Source organism: Bradyrhizobium sp. Mp19 (genome assembly GCF_029952935.1).
Classification (GTDB): Bacteria; Pseudomonadota; Alphaproteobacteria; order Rhizobiales; family Xanthobacteraceae; genus Bradyrhizobium; species Bradyrhizobium elkanii.
This window is the reverse complement of record NZ_JASAUT010000003.1, coordinates 104,262-130,475: the sequence shown is the minus strand read 5'-3', so window position 1 is coordinate 130,475 and position 26,214 is coordinate 104,262. Positions and strand designations below refer to the sequence as shown.

Below are 26,214 nucleotides of genomic sequence, written 5' to 3'. Positions count from 1 at the left end.
CGCGCAATGTCAGCGCTTAACGCGCATCTCGCTCCTCATCCTGAGAAGCCCGCGCAGCCCCCTCAAGCCGCCTTCTTCGGCGCGAGATCGACCGCCTGCCGCAGCGCCTCGATCAGGCTGCGCTCGTCGGCGATGCCCTTGCCCGCGATGTCGAAGGCGGTCCCGTGATCGACCGAGGTGCGGATCACCGGCAGACCAACAGTGATGTTCACACCGGCTTCCAGCCCCAGCACCTTGATGGGTCCATGGCCCTGATCGTGATACATCGCGACCACCATGTCGTAGTCGCCGCGGCCGGCCAGGAAGAACAGCGTGTCGGCAGGCAAGGGGCCGTGCACGTCCCAGCCCTTGCGCTGACAGGCTTCCACAGCCGGCGCGATCTTCGCGGCTTCCTCGCCGCGACCGAACAACCCGTTCTCGCCGGCATGCGGATTGATGGCGCAGACGCCGATCTTCGGATTGGCAACGCCGGCGCGCACCAGCACGTCATGTCCGCGTGCGATGACACGCTCGACGAGGCCGGGCTCGATCTTCTCGATCGCATCGAGCAGGCCGATATGCGTGGTCACGTGAATGACGCGGAGTTTCGGCGACACCAGCATCATCGATACTTCCGGCGTGCCGGTCAGATGCGCCAGGAGCTCGGTATGGCCGGGATATTTGTGGCCGGCCGCATGCAGCGCTTCCTTGGAAAGCGGCGCGGTGCAGATGCCTTGCGCGAGCCCTGCCTGCACCACCTGCACGGCTTTCTCGATATAGCGATATGCCGCCTCACCTGCCGTCGCCGACACCTTGCCGAACGGCAGATCGTCCGGCACCAGCTTCAGGTCAACGCACTGCACGGCCTTCGACGCAAAATTCGCCTGCTTCGCGTCGTTCAACGCATCGACCTCAAGCGGTACGCCGACGATCTGACCGGCCTTGCGCAGACGGTTGGAGTCGCCGATCACCAGCGCATTGCAGATCGCCTGCACCTGAGGCTGCGCCAGCGCCTTCATGATCACCTCGGGCCCGATACCGGCCGGATCTCCCATGGTGATCGCAATGATCGGACGAGTCATATGAAACTTCCTCTGGTTCGGACGGCGCGAAGCCGCTCGCTGATGCGGATGAGGCTGTTCTCGTCACCGAACGCTCCCGCTTTGGTGGCGATCGGAACAGACAATCGGCCAAGAGTAAGGCCGAGCGACACGCCCGGCTCGATTTCGTCGGCAAGACGGATGCCGTTGACGCCGAAGCGCGACAGCATCGCCGCGGCGGTTTCGCCGCCGGTCGCAGCGAAGGCGCCGATCGCGGGTGCGACGGCCTCAAGAGCGTCGGCGAGCCCCTTGGCGAGCTGCGGGCCGAGCGACATGTCGGGGTGATCATCCATCATGATCTCAACCAGTGTATCGCCGCCGCCGGCAAGTCGTTTCATCACGTCCGCGGCGAGCGCCGCCCGGCCGGCACGATCGTTGAGCAGCGTCTCCGGCGCGACCGGGAAATGCGCCACGGTGCCGGTCGCCTCCAGCTCGCGCGCGGCGGCGCGAGATGCGCCGGCGAGCGAGCCCACCACGATCAGGGTGCCGGATGCGCTCGTCGGAATGCGCAGCGGCTCGACGGCATGGCTGACTTCGAGGCCGGCCAGCGCGTGCGCGAGGCCGGCGCTGCCGATGAAGAAGGTTGCGGGCGATGCATGCAGGCTCGCCTCCGCGATCAAACGCAGATCGTGTTCAGTCTCGGCGTCGCAGGCCGCGACCACGTCGCCCTCCCAGGCGAGCCTCGCGAACGTGGCTTTGAGATCGCCACCACGCACGGCAGCGAGCTTGACCTTCTCACCGCGAACGCCCGCGGTCGCGAGAACGTCGACAAGATCGGCATTCGGGTAGGTGTGGTCGCGGTGCCAGACCTCGGCCTCCTCGAGGGGGCGGCCTCTGACCAGGATACGCCCGTCGATGGTGGTGCGGCCGGTGGCCGGAAAGGCCGGCGCGAATACGCCAAAGGCCGGACCCGACCGTGACTTGAGATGCGCAAGCGCGGCGGCAGTCTCCGCTGCAGGTTGCCCCCGCAGCGTCGAGTCAATCTTCTTGAAAAGAATACGTCCGCCTTCGCAAAGGCGCGCCAGCACATCGGCATGGCGGGCTGCAGCGGCCCCGGCCGAAAGGCCTCGACTCGCGACATCGTAGGCCAGGACGGGCAGCTGGTAGCCCGACGCGTCGGTCACCTCACCCCACGTCACCGCAGCCGCACGCCCCCTTCTGCCGAAGGCGATCGCACAGTCCGCGGCACCGGTGAGATCGTCAGCGACGATCAGCCAGCTTTGGCTTGACGCGTTTTCTTGACGCGAACCGGTATCCACTTCGCTCGAAAACGCTTTAGGGGCCATCTTCAGCGACCTGCTTCAGTGACTTTGCCTCAGTGAATTGCCTCTGTGACAACCGAGCGCGCCGCGGGGGTCACCTTGCCGGCAGAAGCCACGTTGTTCTCTTCTGCAGGCTCCTCGACGTCGCGACCAACAACGCGGGCTGTCCAGGCGGTGACGATCGGCACGAGGATTGCGGTAACCACGACGCATGCCGCGACGAGGATAGTCGCAGGCCGCGCCGCGTCCGCATAGGCTGGATTCGCCGCGGCGACAATCGCCGGGACGGCCGCCGCGTTACCGGCCGTCGAGGCCGCCGCAACACCCGCGACACCATTCCCGCCAGTGATGCGATCGGCGACGAACAGCGGGATGCCGGTCACAACCACCACGGCCACTCCCATGCCGAGGCCGAGCAGGCCGGCCTGCCAAACCTTCGACAGATCGAGGCCGGCGCCGAGCGCGAAGGCGAAGAACGGGATCATCACAGGCACCGCGCGGCTCAGGAAGTCGCGCATCTCTCTGTCGAGATTGCCGATGATCATACCCACCACCAGAGGCAGGATAGCGCCCACGAGGGTCTGCCATGGAAATGCCGAGAGGCCGGCGACGCCCAAAGTGATCATGGTGAGGAAAGGACCGCTCTCCAGCGACATGACGGTATAGGCGCCGACGTCACGCGGACGTCCATATTGGCCCATCAACGCCATATAGAGACCGCCATTGGTATCGTTCATGGCGGCGACGATCGCGAGCGTCGAGACACCCGCGAACATGCCAGCTGCGACCGGCGTCTCTCCCAAAATGCGGCCGAAGATCAGGCCGAGGACAACGGCCACGCCAACCTTCACGATCAGCAGGGTGCCGCCCTTCTTCACAATGTAGGGGGTCGCGCGGAAGTCGATGCTCGCGCCCATGCAAACGTAGAACACGGCGAGAATTGTCAGCGCGCCAGAGAACAGTGCGCCGGTGAAGGAGCCAAAAAACTTCGGGGTATCGGGAAAGAAGGTGGCAATAAGCGCCCCGACCAACAGAGGGACCACCATCATCCCGCCCGGCACGCTCTCGATCGCCCGCTTAATTGGAACCTGCATTTCTGTTGTCCTCCGCACACCGCGCACTTCTGATCATTTTGCGCGTTTTGCTATAAAAACGAGCAAACTCCAGGCGCGTATATGCTCATATCGCGCAGTATTCAAGACACATTGCGCATTTTGCGCAAAACAGACTCGATCATTCGCTCCGTCAGATGCGATTGATTTTGCTCGCGGGAGAATGCCAGGGCATTGGGTCATGAGAGGTTGGGCATGGTGCTCATCGCGCAGATGCTCGAAACGCTTACTCGGGGCAACACCCACCGAAGCCCCGACCGTCGCATGCTTCGGCCGCGAGGGTGCCCGGCCGGGCCCTCGCCTGCAGGCGGGACACCGCCTCGGCCAGCGGAACGTCGGCCTGTAAGTCGTCGCGCTCGCGCAGGCTTACCCGGACGTCCCTCATCTCACACCCGCCGACGATGGCCATCACCGGCACCGCCATTTCACGCGCCACCGCGACGCGCCGCGAAAGGGCCGGCGCTGTCATAGGCAACGGCTCGGATCCCGGCATCCTCGAACGCCGCCAGCACCTGTGCGCCGTATCCGGCCTGGTCTTTCGAGATCGGCGCAACCGCAACCTGGTCCGGCGACAGCCAGAACGGAAGCACGCCGCCATGTTGCTCGAACAGGATCGCAATCATGCGGCCGAGCGATCCGAAGATGGCGTGATGGTTCATCAGCGGCCTGGCTCGGCTGCCGTCGGGGGCGACGTAGGACGCCTCGAGCCGCTGCGGCAGCACGCAGTCGAACTGCACCGTGCCGCACTGCCAGGATCGTCCCAGCCGGTCGCGCAGCGCGAATTCCAGCTTCGGTCCGTAGAACGCGCCTTCGCCGGGATTGATTGAGACACGAGGCCGCATTGCCGCGCGGCATCGCCGAGCTTCGCCTCTGACCAATCCCAGGTCGCGTCGTCGCCGGCGCGCGCCGCCGGCCGCGTGGCCAGCGCCACCTCGTAGTTGGGGAAAACCGAGGTCTCGGTAGACCTCGCCCAGCAAGGCGATGAAGCAAGCGACATCGTTCTCCACGTCCGGCTCGCGGCAGAACACATGGGCGTCGTCTTGCTCGAAGGCGCGCGTCCGCATGCTGCCGTGGACCGAACCGTGGCGAATGTCGCAGTTGGGTTAAAAGGGCCGCGAGTCCGCTTTAAGTCTCGAACGCGGACAGGATTTATGAGCACGCACCCTAGTCTGCGGCCGCGCGTCAGATTCGCGCATTACGTCAGCTGCTCCGGATCATCGGCCGCGCGCATGCGCGCGATACTGTCTTCCGTCGCCGCGCTACCGGCCGCCGCGATCGCGATCTCGCGCGCCAAATTGGTGCATTCGGCCCACATCAGGAAGAACACCAGCGGTGGCCGTTCGCGCGCTTCCAGCAGCTGCCGGCAGCGCTCGGCCGCGCCGTCGATCGCCCACCACTGTTGGGCGACCACCATGACCCTGCGGAAGCTCCGCAACGTGCCGGAAAACTTTTGCGGATCGGCACCCACGAGGGCGCCGCAATGGTTCAGCCAGTTCAGGCCGGCGTAGATCGCGATCCCGTAGTCTTCGATCGCGGTGCCGGTGAAATCGACGACGGTCTTGTCGTGCGCGCGCTGGCGCAGGAAAGCATCGATCATCTCCGCCTGGCGGGCCGGATCGACCAGCAGCGAGATGTCCTGCCGCGGCACCATCGGGACATAGCGCATCGCCTCGAGCCGCGTGTGCTCCCAGATCGCGCTGATGTCGCCGAGCAGATCGCCGGACTTGCGTTTGCAGGCCGGATAGACCAGCACGCCATTGTCGGCGAGATCGAGATAGCGCGGGACCACCTTGTCGAGCGCGGCGAGAAACGCCGCCGGATCGCTGAGGCCGCGCAAATCGCTGGCGGCGTCCTCCGCTTGTGCAGGCTTGTTGCCGCGTGTCCAGCCGAAATTGGCCATCCCCGGACGCCCTGATCTCAACCCGGCCATCAGGTTAGTTGGAAAATGCGGCGAAGCAAATGCGGCATTTGCTGCTGCGCCGCCGTGCGTGCCCGCGGCTGCCGGTTGACGCGAGAGACCGCCGCGCCTAGCTGATGGTTAATGGCGCGCAACGCAGGTTGTTGCCGCTTTCGGGACCTATCGCCATGACCGCTTCTGATCGCCAATCGCATTGGCAGACCGTCTATCTGACCAAGAGCGAGCAGCAGGTGAGCTGGTCGCAGGCCGATCCGCAGCCATCGCTGCGCCTGATCGAATCGATCGCACCGGGCCGCGACGCCTCGATCGTCGACATCGGCAGCGGAGCTTCGCGACTTGTCGATGCGCTGCTGGCGAGCGGCTTTCATGATGTGACCCTGCTCGATCTCTCCGAAGCGGCGCTGGCGAGCGCGCGGGAGCGGATCGGCGCAGCAGGTGACGCGGTGCACTGGATCGTAGGTGACGCAACGGTCTGGCGGCCGCAGCAGGCCTTCGACATCTGGCACGATCGCGCGGCGTTTCACTTCCTGGTCGAGGAACCAGACCGCGCGGCCTATCTCGACCGGCTGCATCGCGGCGTGAAAGCAGGCGGGCACGCCGTGATCGGCACCTTCGCGCTGGATGGCCCGGAGAAGTGCAGCGGCCTGCCGGTGCAGCGCTATGATCCCCCAACGCTCAGCAGGACCATCGGTCCGGCATTCGAGTTGATCGCCGACGAGCCGCATCGGCACGTCACGCCCTGGGGCGCGACGCAGCCGTTCCAGTTCAGTGTGCTGCGGCGCAAGTGACCGGCCGCGGAGGGAGAGATGAGATGACGGACGCGCCACGGACGATCGGCGAGATCGCGAGCTATCACGCCCATGTCTATTACGACCCCGCGACCAGCCGGGGCGAGGCGGAACGGCTGCGCAACTGGATCGGCGAGCGTTTCCTGGTCACGCTCGGGCGCTGGCACGACGTCAAGGTTGGCCCGCACGATCAGGCGATGTATCAGGTGGCGTTTGCGGCCGAGTTGTTCCCGACCTTGGTGCCGTGGCTGATGCTGAACCATGGCAGCCTGAGCATCCTGGTCCATCCCAACACCACCAATCCGCGCCGCGACCACCACGACGATCCGCTCTGGATCGGCACGCCGCTCGCCGTCCACGCCGACAAGCTGCCCGAAGAGGCCGAGATGGAGCAGGCGCCGGCGCCGAACACGTCGCCGACACTGCGTCCCTGAGCGCCTCCGGGTTGTCCGTAGGGCAATCGCATATGACCCTTCGGCGGCTGCGGAGGTAACTCGGCCTCGTGGTTCGAGACGCGCCGCAAGCGGCGCTCCTCACCATGAGGGTCTACTGTTTTGCCGCAAAACAAGACCCTCATCCTGAGGAGCCCGCCGAAGGCGGGCGTCTCGAAGGATGGCCGCGAGGACGTTGCCCGACAGATTTCTTTCCATATGCGATTGCCCTGGGGTTGTCCGGGATGGGTAAAGTTTGACGCAATTGTGCTGCAGCCGAGTCGTTTCAAACTCATCGCGTTTTGCAACGTGAGGTTAAGTCACGGTTCCTACGCTTACCCGATAAATTTGAGGGTCGGGCGCATTCGGCATGTTCTTTTCGTTTCGAAGCTGGGCACTGTGGCGGGTGGTTGGACCTCTGCTGGCCATCGTGCTGCTGCTGGGCGCCCTGTCTGCCGGCAGCCTGCAGGTGATGTCCGCGGTGAGGGCCTATGTGGCTGGCGAAAGCATGTGGTCGAAGGGACAGAAGGATGCCATTCACTACCTGCAGACCTATGTCAGCACCGGCGCGCCGCTCTATCTGCAGAAGTTCGATGCCGCGATCGCGGTGCCGCTGGCCGATCGTACGGCGCGGCTCGCCCTGGAATCGCCTGGCAACAATGACGCCGTGGCGAGGGCCGGCTTCGCCAGGGCAGGCAATCATGATGACGACATCGGCGGCCTGATCTGGCTGTTCAAATATTTCCGCAAGATGCACCACGTGGCCGGCGCGGTGACGGCATGGCGCAATTCGGATGTGTTGCTCGATCAGCTGATTGAAATCCGGAACGAGGCCGCGAACGACGTCGCGCTGCGCGATCCGTCGGCTGCGACCATCAGGCACTGGGCCGAACGGATCGGTGCGGTGGATGCCGCGCTGAGCACGCTCGCCGTCGATTTCTCCGATCATCTGGGCAAGGCGTCACGTCAGGTCTCCGCGCTGCTGCTGCTGGTCAACCTCGTGATCGCGGCCTGCCTTGCCGGCATCGTGCTGATCCACACGAGGCGGATGCTGTGGCGGCGCTGGCTTGCCGAGACCGCGCTCGCGGTCGAGAAGGAGCGCGCCCAGCTCACGCTGGCGTCGATCGGCGATGCCGTCATCGTGACGACGCAGGGCGATCGGGTCGACTACATGAATGCCGCCGCGCAGCGGCTCATCGCGGCAGGGCAGGAGGTGACGGGACGGCCGCTGGCGTCGCTGTTCAACATTGCCGAGCAGCCGGTGCGCGGATCGTTCGACGCCGACGACGACAGCCGGCCGCAGCTCCTGGTGCGGCCGGACCATTCCAGCGTGCCGGTCTCGGTGGTCGAGACCCCGATCGTGCATGCCGGAGAACCGGCGGGCCGTGTCATGATCATTCACGACATGACCGCCGAGCGGCGGCTGGTCGAGGAATTGGCGTGGGCTGCCTCGCATGACGCGCTCACCGGCCTTGCCAACCGGCGGCAGTTCGAGTTCGAACTGCACAAGGCGATGTTGGGCTCGCCGGCCATGGGCGCCGACCTGATGCTGATCGATCTCGATCAGTTCAAGATCGTCAACGACACCTGCGGCCACATGGCGGGCGACCGGTTGCTGAAGCAGGTGGCGAGGCTGCTCGCGGCCGAAGTCGGCGGCAGCGGCCTTGTCGCGCGTCTTGGCGGCGACGAGTTCGGCATTCTGCTGCGTGACGACGGCTCCGCGACGCATGACGTCGCTGCCGACGTTGCGGAGCGGATCAGGGCGGTGATCGAGCAGTCGAACTTCGTTTATGAGGGGTCGAGCTTCCGGATCAGCACGAGCATCGGCCTGGTCGGGCTGGCCGACAGCGCCGGCGTGCAGGACGCATTGCGGCTTGCCGACGTCGCCTGTTTCCTTGCCAAGGACAAGGGACGCAACCGCGTCCAGGAGCACCGTCCGTCCGACACCGGCATGGCCGTGCGCGTTGCCGAGATGAGCTGGGTCAATCGCATTCGCAAGGGATTGGACGAGGAGCGCTTCTGCCTCTACGAGCAGGAGATCCGCCCGGTGAACGGCGCGCTGAAAGGCAACGACCGGCGCGAGCTCTTGCTGCGCTTGCGCGACGAGAGCGGCGCGCTGGTGCCGCCCGGCAGTTTCCTGCCCGCCGCCGAACGCTACGGGTTGATGCCGCTGATCGACCGCTGGGTGGTTCGCCGCGCCTTCGAGATCATCGCCGAGCGCAAGCACCAGCCGCGCAAGATTGCCAACTACGCCATCAACCTGTCCGGCGCCACCATCGGCGACAGCGACTTCGTCGACTTCGTCTCCGAGCTGTTCGCACAGCTTGACGTTTCGCCGGCATCGGTGTGTTTCGAGATCACCGAGACCAGCGCAATCTCGAACCTCGACGAGGCGCAGAAGTTCATCGCGCGGCTGCGCGAGATCGGCTGCAGCTTCTCGCTCGACGATTTCGGCACCGGCATGTCCTCGATCGCCTATCTGAAGTACCTGCCGGTCGACATCATCAAGATCGACGGTTCGTTCGTGAAGGAGATCCTGAACAGCAAGGTCGATCGGGCGATGGTCGAGATGATCACCAAGACCGCGAAGATCATGCAGAAGCAGGTGGTCGCGGAATTCGTCGAGAACCTCGCGATCCTGGACGAGCTGCGCCAGATCGGGGTCGACTACGCCCAGGGTTACGCCATCGGGAAGCCGGTCCCGGTGCTCACCCTCTGGGAAGAAAAGATCGCCTGAGCCGCCGAAATCGTCCCGAATCGGGACCTTTTCGGTCAATTCAGCCCGCCCGAGGCTGATTCTCTGACACTTTCCATCCGAAAAACGTTTAAAAAACCTCTCGTTGTCCGCTTCGTCTCGATTATGCCTTACTCTAATTCCCTGATATGATGAGTGATCGGTGAATCCCGGTGGGCCGGGTAACAGGCCCCAGAGCACCGAACTTGGGGATTGATGGGTCAACGAACGACGAAACCTGCCCGGCGTAAGTCGAGCCGCGGCATGTCTCTGGTGGGCAGCACGGCGTTTGCCGTGAGCGCGCTTGCCCTGTCGTCTGGCCTTGCCGCCTGGATGGTCGGCATCGACCCCACCGCATGGCTTCACGGTCCGGCGCTCGCCAACACCACCGCCTCGCTGAACTTCGACGATCGCTTCGGCTCTCGCTCCACGATCAATTCGGCCTCACTCTATTATCCACTGCGCCGCGGGTTCCGTTCGAGCCGCGGCGATTTCAATTCCGAGTTCGGCCAGATCGAGGACGCGCTGGCCGGCCAGCTGCGCGACACGCAGACCGAACTGCCGACCAGCCAGTCGGCGACGGCGTCCGTCGCTGCCACGACCACGGCGACGACGTCCACCGTGCCGATGCCGCGGTCGCGGCCGGCCGAGGCCAATCTGCTTGCACGTAACGATCAGCCGCCGCCGCCACAGGCGCCGGTGCAGCAGGGCGACAACCGGACATTCCTGCAGAAGATTGCCGACATGATGCCGGGCAAGATGCAGCTGGCCTCGCTCGATCCGAATGACGGATTGTTGTCCGGTCCGAGCCCCGATCTCGGCAAGCTCGGTTATGACAACACCACGGCCGTCTACGACATCACCGGCCGCATCGTGTACATGCCCGACGGTACCAAGTTCGAGGCGCATTCAGGCCTCGGCAATCTGCTCGACGATCCCGCGCATGTGACTGCCCGCAACGCCGGTGCGACGCCGCCCGGCATCTATGAGATGAAGCCGCGCGAGAAGCTGTTCCACGGCGTGCCCGCGCTGCGCATGACCCCGGTCGACGGCAGCGACACCTTCGGGCGCGTCGGCCTGCTGGTCCACAGCTACATGCTCGGGCCGAACGGCGACTCCAACGGCTGCATCTCGGTCAAGCACTACGACAAGTTCCTGCAGGCCTACCGCAGCGGCACGGTCAAGCGCATCGCCGTCGTCATCAACATCAAGGATGTCCAGTCGGCCTCGACCCGCGCGGCGTCGAACTCGTAAGCCGACCGCCGGCGCCTTCAGTCCGTCAAGCTTCAATGCGTCTCCTCGCCTCCGGCGCGAAACGCGCCGGGCGCTGCGCCATAGGCGCGGCGGAACGCGCGGGCAAAACTCTCGTGGCTCTTGAATCCCACGCGCAGCGCGATCTCGCCGATCGGAAGATCGGTCAATCGGGGGTCGCGAAGCTGGTTGAGGCTGTGGCGGAGCCGCGCATCGCGGACATGCGCCGCGAGGGTCGTTCCGGCATCGGCGAGCACGGCAAACAAATGGCTGCGCGAAATGTTCAGGTGCCGGCAGATGTATTTCGCGGACATTTGCGGATTGTGCAGTTCGTCCAGGATGAAGGTCTGGATTTGCCGCAGCATCGCCTCGCGCGGTGACGTCGATCCGATCGTCGGCGCGCCGATGGTGGTCGCCCGCACCAGCAGGCCCTCGAGCTGGCTTGCGGCGAGGTCGTCGACCAGCGCGAAATCGTCGGGGATATCGCGCAGCGCGCCGAGATAGGCGGAGGCGAGACGGCCCGCGCCGCGTCCGGCGATGACGTTCGGCGGCCGGCCGGACATTTGCTGCAGATGCCGCCGCAGCCGCGCGCCGGGAATCGTGGCGCAGATCAGGTCGCAGCCCTGCTCGAACCGCATCGCGAAGGGCTCGTTGGTGTCGAGCAGCACGATGTCGCCGGGCCGCGCCAGCGTCTTTTGCCCATGCTGCTCGACCACGGCGTCGCCCGTGATCTGCAGATTGGCGAAGAACGATCCGTCCTGGAAGCTGCCGATTCCCTTCCGCGTACGGTGGATGGCGTTGGGCACGGACTGCACCCGCGACAACGGCAGCGCGGGGCTGCCGATGCTGGTGATCGCGCCGTCGAAATCTCCGGCCGAGATCTTCTCCGGCTCGAGCGGCAGATAGGTCTGCAGCACCGCTTCGCGCCAATAGGCGAAGCGGTCTGCCGGTGCGACATCGTGCATATTCCAGGAAGCGCCCATGTTCGCGTGCCGAAGTTTGCCTGCCAAGACGGAAGCCGGCGACGAGCTTACAATCAATTGCCGTGCCAGTCAGGCAGACATTTTGCCAAACCGGCGTGGACGGGGCGTCAATGACTTCGGCGGCCCGGCGCCTCACCTTCGGACATTCGACCCGCTGGAGGAGAGACGACCATGCCGATCGATTTCACCCTGACCGCAGAACAACGCGAGCTGCAGATGTCCGCCCGGAGCTTCGCGCGGACCGTGCTTTCAGGCGTCGCCGACGCAACCCGCCATCTCGCCACGCCCGCGGAGCGCTTTGCGGCGACCAGGCCGTTCTACGAACAGGTGGTCAAGGCCGGTTTCCTGCGCCGGATGATCCCTGCGCCGCTCGGCGGCGAGGGCACCGGTGTGTTCGACATGGCCGTCGTCGCCGAGGAGTTTCAGGCCGTCGATGTCAACGTCTCGCTGACGCTGTTCGGCTCGCTGCTCGGCCTGATGCCGGTGATGCTGGCGGGCTCGCCGGCGCAGCAGAGGACATTCATCGCACCGTTCCTCGAGCGTGCCGGCACGCCGCTTGCCGCCTTCGCCTTCAGCGAGCCGGGCGGCAGCGCGAACTTTGCCTCGCCGATGCCGGGAACCGGCTTGCGGACAGCAGCGCGCCTCGACGGGGAGGAATGGGTCATCACCGGCGCCAAGCAATGGGTGTCGAGCGCGACCGGCTGGGACGGCAACGGCGCCGACCTGATCTGCGTGGTCTGTCGCACCGATCCCACGGCTGCGCCCGACAGCGCGATCTCCGTGATCGCGGTGCCGCGGTCCGCCGGCGGCATCAAGGGCATCGTGCTCGAACGCGCCGCCGACCTGATGGGCCATCGCGCCCATCTGACGCCGCGCTTTCGGCTGGAGCAGGTGCGGACGGCCAGGGACAATGTCCTCGGCCGCGCCGGCGGCGGGCTCGAACTGGTGGAGATGAGTTTTGCCGGCACCGCCGCGCTGGTCGGCGTGTTCGGCGTCGCGCTGATGCGCGCCGCGTTCGACTATGCGCTGAACTTCGCCCGGACCGAGCATCGCGGCGGCGCGGCGCCGATCATCGAGCACCAGGCGGTCGGCTACGCGCTCGCCGATGCCAAGATGGCGATCGAGGCGGCACGCTATTTGAGCTGGAAGGCCTGTCACGCCATGGACAGCAATGCGCCCGGTGCCTTCGAGCTCGCACTGCACGCCAAGGTGTTCGGATCGGAGACCGCGGTGAAAGTGATCACCGATCTGATGCGTGTGGTCGGCATCGAGAGCTACGATCACCAATGTCCGCTCGCCGGCCTGCTCCAGGACGCGATGGCCTATCCCCTGTTCGACGGCGGCAACATGGGTGTGCGCCGCCGCCAGCTTCATGCGCTCCTGAAGAGCCCGGGTTACGACCCGCTGACCGCGTCGGGTGCGGCCTAGAGCTTTTCCCGTTCCGATGGAATCGGAACGGGGCTCTAGATTCTTGTTTTGACGCGTTTTCTTCACGCGAACCGGTATCCACTTCGCTCGAAAACGCTCTAGCCGATCTCTTTCCTGACCGTCGCGGCGGCGTCGCACATCGCCTTCAGTTTTCCGAACGCAACGTGCCGCGGCATGTATTTCATGCCGCAGTCCGGCGCGACCACCAGCCGTTCCGCCGGCACATGCTTCAGGCCGTTGCGAATGCGATCGGCGACGACGGCGGCAGGTTCGATCTCGGGATTGCCGAGGTCGAGCACGCCGAGCATGATCTTCTTCGAGGAGAGATCCCTGAGCACGCCGAGATCGAGCTTCGGCTGTGCCGCCTCGATCGAAATCTGATCGGCGATGGTGTCGTCGAGCTCGGCAAGGAACGAATAGCCGGCCGGCTTGGTCGAGCCCGGCACCACCGCCGCATAGCCGAAGCAGAGATGCACCACGGTCGGGATGGTGATGCCTTGCAGCGCGCGATTGATCGCCTTCACCGCATAGCGTTTGGCAAGATCCGGATTGTTGCGCACCCAGGGTTCGTCGAGCTGGATGACGTCGGCGCCGGCCTTCTCGAGATCGCGGGCTTCGGCATTGACGGCCTCGGCGAAGGCCATCGCGAGTTCCTCGTCGTCCTTGTAGAACTCGTTCCTGGCCTGCTGGCTCATCGTGAACGGGCCGGGCAGGGTGATCTTGGCGGCGCGGTCGGTGTTCCTGCGCAGGAATTGCATGTCGTGCAGCTCGACCGGTCCCTTGCGCTTCACCGGACCGACCACGCGCGGCACCGGCGTCTGCGTATTGCCGGTGCGCGCCGTGATCATTGCGGGATTGTCGGCATCGACGCCCTCGAGGGCGGTGGCGAACCGGTTGGAGTAGCTCTCGCGGCGGATTTCGCCATCGGTCACGATGTCGATGCCGGCGCGCTCCATGTCCCGGATCGCCACAACGGTCGCGTCGTCCTGCGCCTCTTCCAGATGCTCGGCCGGCAGGCGCCACATCGCGTGCATGCGGGTGCGCGGCACCGACTTCGACAGCATCGCGCGATCGACCAGCCATTCCGGCTGCGGATAGCTGCCGACGACGGTGGTCGGCAGCAGATGCCTGGGCAGGTTCATGATGTCCTCCTTCTTGTCGTTGTGTGGTGAGATCAAGCCGCGCGCGTTGCGCTTGCCGCGGTTTCGTCTTTCACGGGATTGCGCAGCACGCCGATGCCGGTAACCTCGACCTCGACGACGTCGCCATCCTTCATCCACAACGGCGGCGTGCGGTAGGCGCCGACCCCGCCGGTGGTGCCGGTGACGATGACGTCGCCCGGCACCAGCTCGGTGAAGGTCGAGCAATAGGCGATCAGGGTCGCGACGTCGAACACGAGGTCCGAGATCGGCGCGGTCTGCACCTCGACGCCATTGAGGCGGGTTGCGATGTGCTGCTTGCTGATATCGGGGAGCTCGTCGGTCGTCACCATCCACGGGCCGAAGCCGCCGGTGCCGACGAAATTCTTGCCCGGCGCGAATTGCGAGGTGTGACGCTGCCAATCGCGGATGCTGCCGTCATTGTAGCAAGCATAGCCCGCGACATGGCCGAGCGCGGCCTCGCGCGAGATGCGGCGACCGCCCTTGCCGATGATGACGGCCATTTCGCCTTCATAGTCGAAGCGCTCGGATTCCAGCGGCCGGATCATCGGCTGGCCGGCGCCGACCTGGCTGTTGGCGAAGCGGGTGAAGATCATCGGGTGCGGCGGCGTCGGATGGCCGCTCTCGGCGAGATGCGTCGCATAGTTGACGCCGATGCAGAAGATCTTGTCGGGATCGGGCACGGTCGGCAGCAACTCGACATCCCTGAGCGCGTGATCGGCGCGCTCGCCCTGCAGCTTCTTCAGTTCATCCAGCGAGCCCGTCGTCAGCAGCGCCTTCAGCGTCGGGTACGCCTTCAGCCGCTTGCCGGCGTCGATCACGCCCGCATCGGTCACGATGCCGTAGCTCGCGGTACCCGCCGCCTTGAAACTTGCGATCTTCATGGTCTCTCACTCTCTTCGATGGAGGAAACATAGGCCTGGATGGGAAGCGCGATCGCGCCGTTGCGGATCGGCACGCATGGCGGCGGAAAGTCCTGACGGAAGCGGGCGCCGATCGCCGCGGCGCGATCGAGGAACCGATCGAGATGCGCCATCGCGCCGGTCGGCAGGTCATGCAGCACCAATAGCGTCCATGGCTGCGCGCGGCATTGTTCGAGTGCGCGATCGGTCCAGCCGTCGGGATCGTCCCAGTCGTGCGGGATCGCGTTCCAGAGCACGCAGCTGTGCTTGTTGTGCACGAGATAATCGACCACCGATGGCTTCAGCAGCCGATCGTCCAGATTGCCGCCGCCGCCGAACGGCCGGAACCAGCGGTTGGGATGGGCGAGCTCGCCGATCGCGGCCTCGGTCCGGCCGATCTCCTGCTGTGCCGTGTCAGCGCCGGGCTGCTCGCCGAGCGGTGTGCTGTGCGTATAGGTGTGATTGCCGATCCAGTGGCCTTCGTCACGCGCGCGGGCAGCGAGGCGGCGGCGCGCGGGGTCGGCGAGCTTCTCGCCGATCACGAAGAACGTGGTCTTGATGCCGCGCTCGCCGAGGATGCCGAGCACAAGCGGGGTGACATCGGGCTCGGGTCCGTTGTCGAACGTCAAGGTGAGGTCGAACACGTCGCGATCCCCTTACGTCGCCGGCTGCATCGCGCCGGAACCGACCTCGTCGGCGGCGCTCTGGCCGGCGCGCGTGCCGGTCTGCCAGATCGCGGCCTTGCGCTCGACCCAGCGGATCGCGGTGTTGAAGGCAATCGCCATGAACAACACCAGCAGCACGCCGACGAACACGTGCGGGCTGTCGAGAATGGTGCGGTAGCGCGAGATCAGGTAGCCGATCCCGGTCGAGGAGATCAGCATCTCCGAGACCACGACGCCGACGATGACGAGCGCGCCGCCGACCCGCAGGCCCGACAGCACGGTCGGGATCGCCGCGGGGATGATGACGCGGACCAGCCGCTGGCTCAGCGTCGCGCCCATGCTGCGGGCGGCGAGCAAGAGTTGCGGGTCGATGGTCTGGATCCCGGCGGCGGTCGCCAGCATGGTCGGCAGGAAGCCGTAGATCGAGGCGAAGGCGATCTTGGACTCCGAACCGATGCCGAGCCACACCGTGAACACGGGATAGAGGATCACGAGCGGGACCGCATAGAGGCTCGAGACCATCGGCATGATCAGAAGACGCGGGCGCGGCAGGCTGCCGACGATGGCGCCGAGCAGGATGCCGCCGCCGCAGGCGAACGCCATCGAGACCGCGACCTCGTAGAGCGTCACCGCAAGCGCGTGGCCATATTCGGCGGCCTCGTTCCAGCCGGCGAGCAGCGTGGACGACAGCGACGGCAGGAACAATTCGGGGATCAGCCCGGTGCGCGGCAGCAGCTCCCACAGCACGATCAGGCTGATGACAATCGAATAGCGAAGTGCTTTCGCGCTCATCATCATCTCACGCCGATTTACGGATGTGCCGCCAGATGCGGTCGCGCAGCGCGCCGAAGGCGTCGCCGCTCAGCATCTCGTAGGTCCGCGGCCGCGGCAAACTGACCTGCAGCTGGTCGACGATGCGGCCGGGCCGCGGCGACATCACGATCACCTCGTCGGCGAGGTAGACCGCCTCGGTCAGGCTGTGGGTGACGAACACGACCGTCTTGCCGGTCGCGGCCCAGATGCGCAGCAGCTCGTCGCCCATCGTCATCCGGGTCTGCTCGTCGAGCGCGGCGAACGGCTCGTCCATCAACAGCACCGGCGGATCCTGCACCAGGCCGCGGGCGATCGAGACGCGCTGCTTCATGCCGCCCGACAGTTCGTGCGGGTGGCGTTTGCCGAAGCCTTCGAGGCCGACCAGCTTGAGCGCGTCCTCCGCCTTGGCCCGGCGCTCCGCCTTGGCGACGCCGCGCAGCGCCAGCGGAAACTCGACATTGTCTTCGGCGGTCAGCCACGGAAACAGGCTCGCTTCCTGAAACACGACGCCGACGCGGTTCGGGTCGGGCTGCGGGATCGGCGCGCCGTTGATGGTGATGGTGCCCGAGGTCTGCGCGCGCAGCCCGGCCATCATCATCAGCAGCGTGGACTTGCCGCAGCCGCTCGGGCCGACCAGCACGACGAAGCGCCCCGGCTTGATGTCGAGCGAGACGTCTTCCAGCGCGACGACGTCCTGGGACTTCGTCCGGAACACCTGGCCGACATTCCTGACCTCGATCGCGCCGGCGCGCGAGGCAGGCTTCAACGGTGTCACGTTCGCCAATGGCTGCATCGTGTTTCCACCCATCTGATCAGTTCATTGAAGGTCATGGCGATCGCGGCGACCATCACGACGCCGGCGAGCAGCTGCTTCATCTGGAAATTCTCGCCCCAGGTCGCGATCTGGTGGCCGATGCCGTCGCGCGAGGCGTACATCTCGGCGAGGATCACGCCGGTGAGGTTGAAGATCATCGAGATCCGCAGCGCTTCCAGCAGCACCGGCAGCATGCTCGGCAGATAGACGCGGAACGCGGTCTGCGTGCGCGTGGCGCCATAGGAGCGGGCCACCGTCAGGTGCTCGACCTTGACCGATTCCACCGCCGTCGTGGTCGACATGATCACGATGAAGATGGTCGAGAAGAAGCCGAAGCCGACCTTCTGGGCGAAACCGACGCCGAACACCAGGATGAACATCGGCAGGAAGATCGATTTCGGGATGCTGAAGGCGAAGAACAGCAGCGGCTTTGCGACATCGGCAAAATAGCGGTTCTCCGCGATCAGGAACCCGATCAGTGCCCCCATCGGCACCGCCAGCGCGAAGGCGGTCAGCACCTCGGTCGCGGTCACCAGAAGGTCGGTCCGGACGCTCGATCGTTGCAGGAGGTCGCCGAGCGTCACGAGCGTGTCCGATGCCGACGGCAACAGGCGCGGATTGACGAGCCCGGCCCGCGACAGCATCTCCCACAGCGCGAAGATCGCGACCACGATCGCGACCCGCGCGAGCTTGATGGTCAGAGTAGCCTGCATGTTACGGCTTGGTCGGAACCGGCTTGAACTTGGTCGAGATCACATCCTCGACCGGAACGATGTCCTTCAATCCGCCAAGCTTGGCCAGATCGAGCGACAGCTGCACCGCTGCCGGCACATTGGCCGCGCCCATGTTGCCGTCGGTCTCCAGCTTCATGATGGTGTTGTCATATTCCATCGCGGCGATCTCGGCCGGCATCTCGTAGAGGTCGGCGATCAGCTTCACGGTGACGTCGCGGTTGGCGCGCATGAATTGCAGCGCGCCATAGAGCGCATTGACGGCCTTCTGGACCACCTCCGGCTTGGCCTCGGCGAACTTGTCGAGCACGATCCAGCCTGCGGTGAGGTTTGGTGGCGCCGCGGTCGCGTAGTCGAGGATGGTCTTCGCCTCGCCCGACTTGGCGACCTGGAAGCTGAGCGGCGAATAGACCACGGCGGCGTCGACATTACCGGCGAGCAGGTTCGGCACCAGGCCGCCGCCGCCGACCGGCACGCGGGTGAAGTCGATCTTCCTGTCCTGGATGGTCCACAGCGCCAGCAGGTCCGAACCGGACCCTGCTGCGGTGATCCCGACCTTCTTGCCGTTGAGATCCTTGACCTCGAGCGTCGATTTGGCCGGCACCATCAACTGCCAGCCGAAATTGCCCATCGCGGCATTGGCGACGATCCGCGACATCACGCCCTTCTTGCGGCCGGCGGACACCAGCGACGGCGGATCGAGGATGATGTCGGCTGCTCCCGCGGCCATGCCCTCGAAGGTCTCGGCGCCGCTGCGATAGATCGTCAGCTCGGCCTTGATGCCTTCCTTCTCGAACAGCTTTTGCCGCACGGCGGTCTCGGCGATCGTGGTCGGCCAATAGGTCTTGGTGGGCAAGCCGACGCGGATCGTGTCCGCCGCGAAGGCGGGGCCGGCCAGCAAGGTGGTGGCGATCAGGGTTGCCAGCGCACAGCGGCGCGTGATGTTCATGGTTCTGTTTCTCCCGGATATCGATTGTTGTTGTTTTTCGGCGCGTCTCGTGCCGCAGAATCAGGTGGTGGTGTTGACCTCCGCAATGCGCGGAGCGGCGAGCTCGACGAATTCCATGGTGGTGCTGAAATGCACCGACAAAGCGCGAATCGCCGCATCCGCATCGCGCGCGAATACAGCGTCCACGATTGCGGCATGCTCGGCTTCGACGTCGCGCGGCCGGCCGACCTCGCGTCGGATCGAAAGCCGCCGATAGCGCTCGCTCTGCTCGTGCAGCACGTCGCGGAAGCCGAGCAGCCATTGTGAGCCACAGGCATTGACCAGCGCGCGATGGAAGATGCGGTGGCGGACCACCCATTCCTCGTAATGCACGGTGGGATCGTCGGGAAACCGATAGGGCACGGCCTTCAGCGCGTCCCAGGCCGCCGCGACCGAGGACAGCCATGCCTCGTCGCCACGCTCGATCGAGCGCCGCAGCGCAAGTCCCTCGATGTCGATCCGTGTCTGCGTGACATCGGCAAGGTCGGCGAGCGAGACCGGACAGACGCGGAAGCCGCGCTGATCGGACGCTTGTACCAATCCGTCAGCCACCAGCCGCGACAGCGCCTCGCGCACGGCGGCAAGGCTGACCGAGAATTGCTTGGCGAGGCCGGCGATGTGCAGCTTCTGGCCGGGAAGCAGCCGCGTCGACAGGATGTCGGCCCGCAGCCGCTCCTGGACCGCCGATGTCAGGCTTCGCGGCCCGTCGCCGGCCAAGCCCTCGCGAAAACTCAACCCGATGTTCATGGCCGGCAGACTGGCCGACGGTCTTGTGGCCGTCAATCGAAAATCGATTTTTTTAGCCACTCTCGATTTTCATCTGAATGTATACTGAATAGCGTCAATTTTGGCCTTTATCGCTGGATATTGCCTCATTAAAGCAAATTATGTATACAGCCAGGATGCATTAGGGAGGATCCAGTGCCAAAGCCCTTTCCAATGAACGCGTGGTACGCGGCCGGCTGGGATGCCGAGATCAAGCATGCGCTGTTGCCGCGGACGATCTGCGGCAAGCATGTCGTGATGTACCGGACGGGCGACGGCGAGGTGGTGGCGCTGGAGGATGCCTGCTGGCATCGCCTCGTGCCGCTCTCCAAGGGCCGGCTCGATGGCGATGCCGTGGTCTGCGGCTATCACGGCCTGAAATACAATGCGCAGGGCCGCTGCACCTTCATGCCCTCGCAGGAGACGATCAATCCGTCGGCCTGCGTGCGCGCCTATCCCGTCGTCGAGCGCCACCGCTTCATCTGGCTCTGGATGGGCGATCCCGCGCTTGCCGACCCGGCGCTGGTACCCGACATGCACTGGAACCACGATCCGGCCTGGGCCGGTGACGGCAAGACCATTCATGTCAAATGCGACTATCGCCTCGTCGTCGACAATCTGATGGACCTGACGCACGAGACCTTCGTGCACGGCTCGAGCATCGGCAATGATGCGGTCGCCGAGGCGCCGTTCGACGTCACCCATGGCGAGAAGACGGTCACCGTAACGCGCTGGATGAAGGGCATCGAGGCGCCGCCGTTCTGGGCCAAGCAATTACAGAAGCCGGGCCCGGTCGATCGCTGGCAGATCATCCGCTTCGAAGCGCCGTGCACGGTCAACATCGACGTCGGCGTCGCGCCGGCTGGTTCGGGCGCGCCGGAGGGCGATCGTTCGCAGGGCGTCAACGGCTATGTGTTGAACACGATCACGCCCGAGACCGAGAAGACCTGCCATTATTTCTGGGCCTTCGTCCGCAATCACCGCATCACCGAGCAGCGGCTGACCTCGGAAATCCGCGACGGCGTCGCCGGCATCTTCCATGAGGACGAGATCATCCTGGAAGCGCAGCAGCGGGCGATGGACGAGAATCCGGACCGGGTATTCTACAATCTCAACATCGACGCCGGCGCGATGTGGGCGCGGCGCGTCATTGACCGCATGGTGGCGAAGGAAAATCCGCCGCCGCAGCTGCAGGCTGCCGAGTAGGCGAGGGGCGGGCCATGGCGGAACGCGAAGCCGATCGTTCAGTGTCGCAGACCGTGCGGGCGCAGCTTGCGCTGCGCGACCTCGTTCTCTCCGGCGGCCTGCGGCCCGGCGAGCGCATCTCGGAGCTGCAGGCGGTCGAGTTCACCGGGGTCTCGCGCACGCCGGTGCGGATGGCGCTGGTGCGGCTGGAAGAGGAAGGCCTGCTGGAGGCGATCCCCTCCGGCGGCTTCATGGTCAAGGCGTTTTCCGAGCGCGACATTCTCGATTCGATCGAGCTGCGCGGCACGCTGGAGGGCCTGGCCGCGCGCTTCGCCGCCGAGCGCGGCGTCTCGTCGCGCGATCTCGAGCCGCTGAAGGAATGCCTCAACGAGATCGACGGCCTGGTGCGGCAGGATCCGATTTCGGTCGAAGCCTTTTCGTCCTATGTCGCGCTCAACGCGCGCTTCCACGCGTTGCTCACCGAGCTGTCGCGCAGCCCGCCGCTGATCCGGCAGATCGACCGCGCCTCGGCGCTGCCATTCGCCTCGCCGAGCGGCTTCGTGATGGCGCAATCGGCCTTGCCCGAGGCGCGCCAGATCCTGCTGATCGCGCAGGATCACCATCGCATTGTGGTCGACGCCATCGAGAACCGCGAGGGCGCGCGCGCCGAGGCGATCATGCGCGAGCATGCAAGGCTTGCGGCACGCAATCTGCGGCTGGCGCTGCGCAACCGCAGCCATCTCGATCTGCTGCCGGCGCTGGCGCTGATCAATTCGGCAGCCGGCTAAGCGGAGAACGCCATGCGATTCATCGAGACCTGGACATCCGCCACGCTGCTCGCTGTGCGTGACCTCACGCCCGGCATCCGTGAATTCCTGCTGCGGCCGGATAACTTTGTGGGTGCGCCCTATCCCGTCGGCAGCCATATCGATGTCGGCGTCACCATCGAAGGCCAGCCGCAGACCCGCTCCTATTCGCTGGTCGGCGAAGCCGATCCGCAGGGCTACCGGATCGCAGTTCGGCACGCAGCGGATTCCCGCGGCGGCTCGCGCTACATGTGGTCGCTCGCGCCGGGGGCGCGGCTCAACATCACGCTGCCGACCTCGCTGGTGCAGCTCGACTGGACGCGGCGGCACTATTGCCTGATCGCGGGCGGCATCGGCATCACGCCGATCGTCGGTGCGGCACAGGCGCTCGCCCGCCGCGACGCCGGCGTGACGCTGCACTATGCCGTGCGCACGCGCGGCGATGCGGTCTGTCTCGAACCGCTCGAGCGTCTGCTCGGCGACCGCCTCACCGTCCATGCCGGCGACGAAGGCAGGCGGCTCGACCTCGAGCGCGTCTTTGCGGCGCTGCCGCGGGACACGATGGCACTGTTCTGTGGCCCGATCCGGATGCTGGACGCGGCGCGGCGCGCCTGGGAAGCGTCCGGCCGCCCGCTCTCCGATTTGCGCTACGAGACCTTTGGATCGAGCGGGCTGCTGCCGACCGAGCCGTTCCGCGTGCGGCTCAGTGGTGAAGGGACCGAGTTCGTCATCCCGCGCGACCGGTCGATGCTGGACGTGCTCAACGAAGCCGGCCATGAGGTGATGAGCGACTGCCGGCGCGGCGAATGCGGGGTCTGCGCACTCGACGTGGTCGATGTCGACGGCGAGATCGACCATCGCGACGTTTTCTTCAGTGACCATCAGAAGCGGGAGAGCCGCAAGATCTGCGCCTGCGTTTCGCGTGCACGCGGCACCATCACGGTCGATACCCTGCATCGCGCCGACGTGCTCTAACTTTACTGCGGCGCGAGTCTTTCTCCGCTGTCATTGCGAGGAGCGATAGCGACGAAGCAATCCATCCAGCCGCGTTTGCGGACAGATGGATTGCTTCGCTTCGCTCGCAATGACGGCGGAATTTGCTCGCAGCCTCCCGGGATCAGCAGAAGAAGCGACACAGTCCGACCGACGCGCTCATCCCGCGCGCCCTCGATGGCGCTACGCCGCGTGTACCGAGTGCTGCGGATCGTGATCGAGCAGTGCGGAAATCTCGCTGCCCGACATCGGCCGGCCGATCAGATAGCCCTGAACCTCGTCGCAGCTGGTCTGGCGCAGATATTCGAGCTGGTCTGCGGTCTCGACGCCTTCGGCCACGACGCCGATCTGCAGCTCCTGCGCGAGGCCGATCACTGATTTGACGATCGCGGCGCAATCCGGCTGGGTCAGCATGTCCCGGATGAAGGACTGATCGATCTTGATGCGGCTGAACGGCAGCTTGCGCAGATAGGTCAGCGACGAGAAGCCGGTGCCGAAATCGTCGAGCGCGACCGTCAAACCGAGCTCGAGCAGCGCGTGCAGGATCGCGGGCGCCGACCCATATTTCGAGATCAGCATCGACTCGGTGATCTCGATCTCGAGACGGTTCGGCGCGACATTCGCCTCGGCCAGCGCGTCGACGATCGTCTGCAGGATGCCGACGTTCTGGAACTGGACCGCGGAGAAATTGACCGCGATGCGGATGTCGTCCGGCCAGCGCGACAGCATCGCGCAGGCACGGCGGATCACCCACTCGCCGAGCTGGTGGATCAGTCCGCTCTCCTCGGCGATCGGGATGAAGACGGTGGGCGGGATCAGGCCGCGCGTCGGATGCTGCCAGCGCAGCAGTGCCTCGAAGCCGGTGACGCGGCCTTTGCGGATGTCGAGGAACGGCTGGTAGACCAGAAACAGCTCGTCCGCCTCGATGGCATGCTCGAGATCCCGCTGCAGGGCGCGGCGGTCGCGCGCCGACTGGTCGTCGCTGGCCTCGAAGAAGCAGATGGTGCCGGGCGCGGATTTCTTCGCCCGGTAAAGCGCGATGTCGACATGCTTGAGCAGATCGTGGGACGTGCTGCCGTCCCGCGGCGCCAGCACGATGCCGATGCTGATCGTCCTGACGACCTCTAGCCCGTCGATCGGGAACGGGTCGGCAAAGGCCGCGACGAACCGTTCGGCGATCGCAAACGCGTCCTCGGGCCTCGTCAGATTCGACATGATCAGGGCGAACTCGTCGCCGCCGATCCGTGCGACATGTTCGGCCGCGCGCGTGCAGCGCTGCAACCGGGCCGCCACCTGCACCAGGAACTCGTCGCCGGCCGGATGGCCGAACCTGTCGTTGACCTCCTTGAAGCGATCGAGATCGAGCAGCAGTACCGCGAATTCCTCGCCCGACCGCGCCAGCCGGTTCAGTGCGTCGTTGAGCGCCTCATTGAAGGCGACGCGGTTCGGCAGATGCGTCAGCGGATCCTGCCGCACCGTCCGCTCGGCCTCGTGCTGGGCGATGATCCGCCGCCTGAACTCGAACGCGTTGAGGAACACGCCACGCAGCAGCACCGAACCGTAGACCAGCACCAGCACGGCCATCAGCAGGTAGACGAAATCGCCGTCCCGGCCGAGGCAGATCGCGGTGCCGACGAAGATCGGTGCGGTGAAAGCAATCGCGGCGATCGGGATGGTGGAGAACGCGAAGGCGCCGCCGGCCAGCATTCCGGCGCACAGGCAGGTGATGACGAGCTGGGCTCCGCTCGATGCGTTCGCGAAGAAGGCGACGGGGACGACGCCCCAGGCCGTCCCGAGCGCCAGCGCATTGCGCACCAGCCGGTACATGGTTCGGCGCGACACGAATTGCGGCTTGGCGATGCGGCGCGCTGCCCGCGCCTGCAAGCCGAAGAACAGCGCCGCGCTGCCCACCGCGGCCGCCCACACCAGCGCAAAGGCCCAGTCCGGCGATTGCCACAGCGCAATCGCGAGCACCAGCGCGTTGCAGGCGTTGGCCAGCATGATGCCGAAGGAGTAGCCGAGCACGAGCGAGACCTGTTCGGCGCGGATGTGGCCGGCAAGCGCTTCATCCGCCGATGGTGCACCGAAGGCCGCGAGGTCGCCTGCGAACAGGGCCGCGAAATATGATCTCAGATGGGTACGCATCACTACGTTGCCTGCCCGGTTGGCCATGGCGCCGTGGCGAAGAATTCTCTGCAAACCTTTGACAAACTATGAACTATTGGAACGGACCGTGTCCCGGCGGGGTCCCGTTTCGGTTCCACCGGCGGGCATTGCTAACAAATCGATACAAATGCGTGACGCGAGGTCACGAAGCGGCAAAGCTTGCCCGACGCTGCGCTGCTTGATCCCCCGCGGGTTTTTCGCAATGAGTTGGGTTCCCGCGAACGGCAAAAACCAGAAGGTGCGCATGAGCCTCCCGATCACGAACCACGATCCCGGGTTCCGGATTACGCGGGCCAGCCATGTCGTCCTGACCGTTCGTGATCTCGCGGCGAGCCGGCGGTTCTACGAAAAGGTGATCGGGCTGATCCTGACCGCGGAGGAGGGCGGCGCGCTCTATTTCCGCGGCGTCGAGGAGGCCTGTCATCACAGTCTTGTGTTGCTCAGGGGCGAGAGCGCCGCCTGTGCGCGGCTCGGCCTGCGGGTCTTTCAGGACGATGACCTCGACCGGCTCAAGGCGTTCTTCGAAGCGCAGGGATGCCGGGCCGCCTGGGCCGAGGTGCCGCATCAGGGCCGCACCCTGCATGCGACCGATCCGGCCGGCACGCCGCTGGAGTTCTGCGCGACCATGCCGGTCGAGCCGCGCATGATCACCAAATTCACCCGCCATGCCGGCGGCTCGGCGTTGCGGCTCGATCACTACCAGGTCCTGACGCCCGAAGTGCGCAAGGCGTGCGAGTTCTACACCGCGGCAGGCTTTCGGCTCAGCGAGTATATCGCGCCGGCTGATACATTCGATCTGCGCGGCGTGTTCCTGCAGCGCAAGGGCAATCCGCACGATATCGTGTTCTTCAACGGTGCCGGACCGCGGCTGCATCATTTCGCGTTTCTCGCGCCAGAGGTTCATCATCTGCTCAACGCCTGCGATATTGCCGGCGAGCTCGGCTATGGCGCGGCCGTTGAACGCGGCCCCGGGCGCCATGGGCCGGGACACGCGATGTATGTCTACATGCGCGATCCCGATGGGCATCGCGTCGAGCTGTTCAACACGCACTACCAGATCATGGACATCGAGAACGAGCCGGTCGCCTGGGATCCGTCGGACCATACGATCTCGTTCCCGTGGGGGTTGCCGGCGCGGCAGGCCTGGTTTGAGGAGGCGACGCCGTTCGAAGGTGTCGCGATCAGCGAGCCCCAGGTGAAGCCGAAGCCGCTGACGCTCGAGAGCTACCTCGCGAAGTAA

At 65.5% G+C, this 26,214-nt stretch carries 25 protein-coding genes; 9 read left to right on the top strand and 16 right to left on the bottom strand.

What is annotated here, in order from left to right; genetic code table 11:
- Positions 1 to 62: 62 nt before the first annotated feature.
- The 6 genes from pdxA to QJT82_RS05595 form a co-directional block, all read right to left on the bottom strand.
- The gene (gene pdxA / locus QJT82_RS05615; protein ID WP_028338542.1) at positions 63 to 1,061 is read right to left on the bottom strand and encodes a 4-hydroxythreonine-4-phosphate dehydrogenase PdxA; all 999 of its coding nucleotides are present in this window, start codon (positions 1,059 to 1,061) and stop codon (positions 63 to 65) included.
- Entirely contained in the window at positions 1,058 to 2,365 is a 1,308-nt protein-coding gene (locus tag QJT82_RS05610) for a four-carbon acid sugar kinase family protein (protein ID WP_080686627.1), read from the bottom strand. The genes pdxA and QJT82_RS05610 overlap by 4 nt, the downstream gene beginning before the upstream one ends.
- A gap of 29 nt (positions 2,366 to 2,394) precedes the next feature.
- On the bottom strand, positions 2,395 to 3,435 hold the full coding sequence (locus tag QJT82_RS05605; RefSeq protein WP_051447700.1) for a 2-keto-3-deoxygluconate permease: 1,041 nt from the start codon (positions 3,433 to 3,435) through the stop codon (positions 2,395 to 2,397).
- A 244-nt stretch (positions 3,436 to 3,679) separates the two neighbouring features.
- Positions 3,680 to 3,862: a hypothetical protein gene (locus QJT82_RS45595; RefSeq protein WP_338139891.1), complete on the bottom strand. Its 183-nt coding sequence runs from the start codon at positions 3,860 to 3,862 to the stop codon at positions 3,680 to 3,682.
- A gap of 16 nt (positions 3,863 to 3,878) precedes the next feature.
- On the bottom strand, positions 3,879 to 4,517 hold the full coding sequence (locus QJT82_RS05600; RefSeq protein WP_080686628.1) for an aminoacyl--tRNA ligase-related protein: 639 nt from the start codon (positions 4,515 to 4,517) through the stop codon (positions 3,879 to 3,881).
- Positions 4,518 to 4,648: 131 nt separating this feature from the next.
- Positions 4,649 to 5,353, bottom strand: a complete 705-nt coding sequence (locus tag QJT82_RS05595; protein ID WP_028338546.1) for a hypothetical protein — start codon at positions 5,351 to 5,353, stop codon at positions 4,649 to 4,651.
- Between the two features lie 185 nt (positions 5,354 to 5,538).
- Here QJT82_RS05595 and QJT82_RS05590 point away from each other — a divergent pair, with 185 nt between their 5' ends.
- The 4 genes from QJT82_RS05590 to QJT82_RS05575 all read left to right on the top strand — a co-directional run bounded on the left by QJT82_RS05590 (position 5,539) and on the right by QJT82_RS05575 (position 10,578).
- Complete coding sequence (locus tag QJT82_RS05590) at positions 5,539 to 6,159, top strand: class I SAM-dependent methyltransferase (RefSeq protein ID WP_028338547.1); 621 nt, start codon at positions 5,539 to 5,541, stop codon at positions 6,157 to 6,159.
- Between the two features lie 23 nt (positions 6,160 to 6,182).
- Positions 6,183 to 6,593 (top strand): DOPA 4,5-dioxygenase family protein, encoded by a 411-nt coding sequence (locus QJT82_RS05585; protein WP_028338548.1) that lies wholly within the window; start codon positions 6,183 to 6,185, stop codon positions 6,591 to 6,593.
- 367 nt (positions 6,594 to 6,960) lie between these two features.
- Positions 6,961 to 9,327 (top strand): EAL domain-containing protein, encoded by a 2,367-nt coding sequence (locus QJT82_RS05580; RefSeq protein WP_028338549.1) that lies wholly within the window; start codon positions 6,961 to 6,963, stop codon positions 9,325 to 9,327.
- Between the two features lie 261 nt (positions 9,328 to 9,588).
- Positions 9,589 to 10,578, top strand: coding sequence for a DUF2778 domain-containing protein (locus QJT82_RS05575; protein WP_028338550.1), 990 nt, complete (start codon positions 9,589 to 9,591; stop codon positions 10,576 to 10,578).
- Positions 10,579 to 10,610: 32 nt separating this feature from the next.
- Here QJT82_RS05575 and QJT82_RS05570 read toward each other — a convergent pair whose 3' ends face one another.
- The gene (locus QJT82_RS05570; RefSeq protein ID WP_196238114.1) at positions 10,611 to 11,540 is read right to left on the bottom strand and encodes a helix-turn-helix domain-containing protein; all 930 of its coding nucleotides are present in this window, start codon (positions 11,538 to 11,540) and stop codon (positions 10,611 to 10,613) included.
- Positions 11,541 to 11,729: 189 nt separating this feature from the next.
- Here QJT82_RS05570 and QJT82_RS05565 point away from each other — a divergent pair, with 189 nt between their 5' ends.
- Positions 11,730 to 12,986 carry an acyl-CoA dehydrogenase family protein gene (locus QJT82_RS05565; RefSeq protein WP_028338552.1) on the top strand — a complete coding sequence of 419 codons (1,257 nt, stop codon included), beginning with the start codon at positions 11,730 to 11,732 and terminating at the stop codon, positions 12,984 to 12,986.
- Between the two features lie 98 nt (positions 12,987 to 13,084).
- On the opposite strand, the gene QJT82_RS05560 is transcribed toward QJT82_RS05565, so the two are convergent.
- The 8 genes from QJT82_RS05560 to QJT82_RS05525 are packed head-to-tail and all read right to left on the bottom strand — an operon-like array spanning position 13,085 to position 19,842.
- Positions 13,085 to 14,128 (bottom strand): cobalamin-independent methionine synthase II family protein, encoded by a 1,044-nt coding sequence (locus QJT82_RS05560; protein ID WP_028338553.1) that lies wholly within the window; start codon positions 14,126 to 14,128, stop codon positions 13,085 to 13,087.
- Between the two features lie 32 nt (positions 14,129 to 14,160).
- Positions 14,161 to 15,030, bottom strand: coding sequence for a fumarylacetoacetate hydrolase family protein (locus QJT82_RS05555; protein WP_028338554.1), 870 nt, complete (start codon positions 15,028 to 15,030; stop codon positions 14,161 to 14,163).
- Positions 15,027 to 15,692 carry a polysaccharide deacetylase family protein gene (locus QJT82_RS05550; protein WP_028338555.1) on the bottom strand — a complete coding sequence of 222 codons (666 nt, stop codon included), beginning with the start codon at positions 15,690 to 15,692 and terminating at the stop codon, positions 15,027 to 15,029. The genes QJT82_RS05555 and QJT82_RS05550 overlap by 4 nt, the downstream gene beginning before the upstream one ends.
- Positions 15,693 to 15,704: 12 nt before the next feature.
- Positions 15,705 to 16,505: an ABC transporter permease gene (locus QJT82_RS05545; RefSeq protein ID WP_028338556.1), complete on the bottom strand. Its 801-nt coding sequence runs from the start codon at positions 16,503 to 16,505 to the stop codon at positions 15,705 to 15,707.
- A 7-nt stretch (positions 16,506 to 16,512) separates the two neighbouring features.
- On the bottom strand, positions 16,513 to 17,319 hold the full coding sequence (locus QJT82_RS05540; protein WP_051447701.1) for an ABC transporter ATP-binding protein: 807 nt from the start codon (positions 17,317 to 17,319) through the stop codon (positions 16,513 to 16,515).
- Positions 17,298 to 18,053, bottom strand: coding sequence for an ABC transporter permease (locus QJT82_RS05535; RefSeq protein ID WP_028338558.1), 756 nt, complete (start codon positions 18,051 to 18,053; stop codon positions 17,298 to 17,300). Before QJT82_RS05535 ends, QJT82_RS05540 begins: the two co-directional genes overlap by 22 nt.
- A gap of 1 nt (position 18,054) precedes the next feature.
- Positions 18,055 to 19,020 carry an ABC transporter substrate-binding protein gene (locus QJT82_RS05530; protein WP_028338559.1) on the bottom strand — a complete coding sequence of 322 codons (966 nt, stop codon included), beginning with the start codon at positions 19,018 to 19,020 and terminating at the stop codon, positions 18,055 to 18,057.
- A 60-nt stretch (positions 19,021 to 19,080) separates the two neighbouring features.
- Positions 19,081 to 19,842, bottom strand: a complete 762-nt coding sequence (locus QJT82_RS05525; RefSeq protein WP_245288616.1) for an FCD domain-containing protein — start codon at positions 19,840 to 19,842, stop codon at positions 19,081 to 19,083.
- A 138-nt stretch (positions 19,843 to 19,980) separates the two neighbouring features.
- On the opposite strand from QJT82_RS05525, the gene QJT82_RS05520 reads away from it, so the two are divergent.
- From QJT82_RS05520 to QJT82_RS05510, 3 genes are read left to right on the top strand one after another with little or no spacing between them, the layout of a single operon-like run.
- On the top strand, positions 19,981 to 21,030 hold the full coding sequence (locus QJT82_RS05520) for an aromatic ring-hydroxylating dioxygenase subunit alpha (protein WP_028338561.1): 1,050 nt from the start codon (positions 19,981 to 19,983) through the stop codon (positions 21,028 to 21,030).
- A gap of 14 nt (positions 21,031 to 21,044) precedes the next feature.
- Positions 21,045 to 21,797: a GntR family transcriptional regulator gene (locus QJT82_RS05515; protein WP_028338562.1), complete on the top strand. Its 753-nt coding sequence runs from the start codon at positions 21,045 to 21,047 to the stop codon at positions 21,795 to 21,797.
- 12 nt (positions 21,798 to 21,809) lie between these two features.
- Complete coding sequence (locus tag QJT82_RS05510; RefSeq protein ID WP_028338563.1) at positions 21,810 to 22,790, top strand: PDR/VanB family oxidoreductase; 981 nt, start codon at positions 21,810 to 21,812, stop codon at positions 22,788 to 22,790.
- Between the two features lie 201 nt (positions 22,791 to 22,991).
- Here QJT82_RS05510 and QJT82_RS05505 read toward each other — a convergent pair whose 3' ends face one another.
- Entirely contained in the window at positions 22,992 to 24,953 is a 1,962-nt protein-coding gene (locus tag QJT82_RS05505) for an EAL domain-containing protein (RefSeq protein WP_028338564.1), read from the bottom strand.
- A gap of 265 nt (positions 24,954 to 25,218) precedes the next feature.
- Between QJT82_RS05505 and QJT82_RS05500 the strand changes: the two genes are divergently transcribed.
- Complete coding sequence (locus QJT82_RS05500; RefSeq protein ID WP_028338565.1) at positions 25,219 to 26,214, top strand: VOC family protein; 996 nt, start codon at positions 25,219 to 25,221, stop codon at positions 26,212 to 26,214.